Here is a 2,709-nt window from a genome sequence, read left to right on the forward strand (position 1 = left end):
GCCCAGATCGCGAGTCCGACGACATGACGACCCGTTTCCGCGCGATGGTCCCCGGCACCCTCGCGCTGCTCACCCTGGCGCTCGCCTCGCTCCCGGCGCGCGCCGACGCCGTCCCGAATCTCGATGTCGAGCGGACCTGCCAGTCGGCGCAGGTCACCAACACGTCCATCAGCGACAAGGCGAATTACGACGGCTGCCTCCGCTCCGAGCGCGAAGCCCGAAAGGAGGCCGAGCGGCACTGGAGCAGCTATACCCCCGCCGCCAAGCGTCAGTGCGAGGATCAGTTCAAGGCAGGCGGCTATCCGTCCTACGTCGAGATGGTGACGTGCCTGGAACTCGCCTCCGGCACCGTGCCGACGCAGAGCGACGCGGGCGGCCGCGCGGTGGGCGGTCCGGGCTCGCCGCGGGACGTGAAGGTGCAGCGCGAAGGCGCCGCCAACCTCACCAAGGAGCCGCCCGCGAGCCAGCGCACGGATCCCATGAAGGTGCTGGAGAACAAATAGGCCCGCGCGCCGGAGACCGTCCCGGCCGCGGCGGGCGCCGACGAGCCATTCTCCCGGCGCCGAGGCATAGGACCGAGGCGGCGTGCTAAGGGCGGTCATCCCCGCCTTCCCGCACGCCGCCCGGATCCGTGAACGCCCTCGCCATCATCGCCCCGATCTTCGGGATCGTCCTGATCGGCTGGGCGGCAGCCCTCGCGGGCCTTCTCTCCGACAAGGTGAGCGACGGTCTGTCGGAATACGTCTTCGCCGTCGCCGTCCCGGCCCTGATCATCGCCACGCTGACCAAGCCCGGCATGAGCGGGACCGTCACATGGTCCTACTGGGTCGCGTATTTCGGCGGCGCCGCGATCTCGTGGTTCGTCGGCACGCTGATCGCCCGGCGGCGCGCCGGGATCGAGCGGCGGGGCGCCATCCTGCACGGCTTCGCGGCGAGCCAGTCGAACACGGTGTTCGTCGGCGTGCCGATGATCCTCCAGGCCTATGGCGAGGAGGGCGCCTTCCCGCTGTTCATGCTGCTCGCCGTCCACCTGCCGCTGATGATGGGCAGCGCCACCTTCCTGATCGAATCCGATTCCGGCCTGCCGGTCCTGGCGCGGATCCGGGGGCTCGCCCTGGTGCTGCTGCGCAACCCGATCTTCGTGGCGCTCCTGATCGGCATGGCGATGAAGGGGCTCGGTCTCGCGCCTGTCGGCACCGCCCGATCGCTCATCGACGCCTTCGCGGGCACCGCCTCCACCTGTGCGCTGGTGGCGCTCGGAGCCGGCCTGAAGCGCTACCGGGTGCTGTTCGACCTCAAGGGCGCCCTGGTCATCGCCCTCCTGAAGAACCTCCTGCACCCGCTGGCGGTCTGGATCCTGGCCTTCCACGTCTTCGCGATGCCGGCCGCCTATGCGGGCGTCGCGACCCTGTTCGCCGCCATGCCGGTGGGGATCAACGCCTACCTGCTGGCGGCGCGCTACAAGACCGAAACCGGGATGGTAGCGGCCTCCGTGCTGGTCTCGACCCTGCTGGCGCCGCTCACCACCCTGGCGTGGCTGATGCTCCTCGGCCGGGCATGACGGCGGCGCCCCGGCGTCACCGCGCGCGTTGGACGGGGCGTTTTCCGGGTCTAGGGTAGGCGCAAGCGCGGGTCCGCGAGGCCCGACGCATCCCTGCAGGCGAGGAATTTCGATGAACGCTCCGATGCGCCCTCCGGGCAGCGCCTCCCCGTCGGCCCCGGCCTCGCCCCGCTTCGTTTGGGACGATCCCTTCCTGCTGGAGGATCAGCTCACCGAGGATGAGCGGGCGATCCGCGATGTCGCCCAGAGCTTCGCGCAGGAGCAGCTCCTGCCCGGGATCGTCGAGGCCTACGCGAACGAGACGACCGATCCGGGCCTGTTCCGCAAGATGGGCGAACTGGGCCTCCTCGGCGTCACCCTGCCGGAGGAGTATGGCTGCGCCGGCGCGTCCTACGTCGCCTACGGGCTGGTGGCGCGCGCCGTCGAGGCGGTCGATTCCGGCTACCGCTCGATGATGAGCGTGCAATCCTCCCTCGTGATGTACCCGATCCACGCCTACGGCTCGGAGGAGCAGCGCCAGAAGTTCCTGCCGAAGCTCGCCTCGGGGGAATGGATCGGCTGCTTCGGCCTCACGGAGCCCGATGCCGGCTCGGATCCGGCCGGCATGAAGACCAAGGCCGAGAAGATCGACGGCGGCTACCGGCTCACCGGCGCCAAGATGTGGATCTCGAACGCGCCCTTCGCGGACGTGTTCGTGGTCTGGGCGAAGTCCGACGCGCACGAGGGCGCGATCCGCGGTTTCGTCCTCGAGAAGGGCATGAAGGGCCTCTCGGCTCCGACGCTCAAGGGCAAGCTGTCCCTGCGCGCCTCCACCACCGGCGAGATCGTCATGGAGGGCGTCGAGGTCGGCGAGGACGCGCTGCTGCCGAACGTCTCGGGGCTGAAGGGGCCGTTCGGCTGCCTCAACCGGGCGCGCTACGGCATCTCCTGGGGCGCGATGGGCGCCGCCGAGGATTGCTGGCACCGCGCCCGCACCTACACGCTGGAGCGCAAGCAGTTCGGTCGCCCCCTGGCGCAGACCCAGCTCGTCCAGAAGAAGCTCGCCGACATGCAGACCGAGATCGCGCTGGGCCTCCAGGCCTCGCTGCGGGTCGGGCGGCTGATGGACGAGGGCAAGATGGCGCCGGAGATGATCTCGCTGGTCAAGC

At 70.0% G+C, this 2,709-nt stretch carries 3 protein-coding genes; all 3 read left to right on the forward strand.

Going from position 1 to position 2,709, the window contains the following annotated elements; translation table 11 throughout:
• The first annotated feature begins 23 nt into the window (after nucleotides 1–23).
• On the forward strand, nucleotides 24–503 hold the full coding sequence (locus I53_RS11140; protein WP_083936035.1) for a hypothetical protein: 480 nt from the start codon (nucleotides 24–26) through the stop codon (nucleotides 501–503).
• Nucleotides 504–631: 128 nt separating this feature from the next.
• Nucleotides 632–1,561, forward strand: coding sequence for an AEC family transporter (locus I53_RS11145; protein ID WP_043350509.1), 930 nt, complete (start codon nucleotides 632–634; stop codon nucleotides 1,559–1,561).
• Nucleotides 1,562–1,673: 112 nt separating this feature from the next.
• Nucleotides 1,674–2,709, forward strand: a 1,036-nt coding sequence (locus I53_RS11150; protein WP_043350513.1) for an acyl-CoA dehydrogenase family protein, incomplete at its 3' end; no start/stop codon positions are given.

It is taken from the genome of Methylobacterium sp. B1 (assembly GCF_000333255.1).
Classification (GTDB): Bacteria; Pseudomonadota; Alphaproteobacteria; order Rhizobiales; family Beijerinckiaceae; genus Methylobacterium; species Methylobacterium fujisawaense.

Coding starts and splice junctions, on each gene's coding strand:
- I53_RS11140 (WP_083936035.1), top strand. CDS start 24: ATGACGACCCGTTTCCGCGCGATGGTCCCCGGCACCCTCGCGCTGCTC.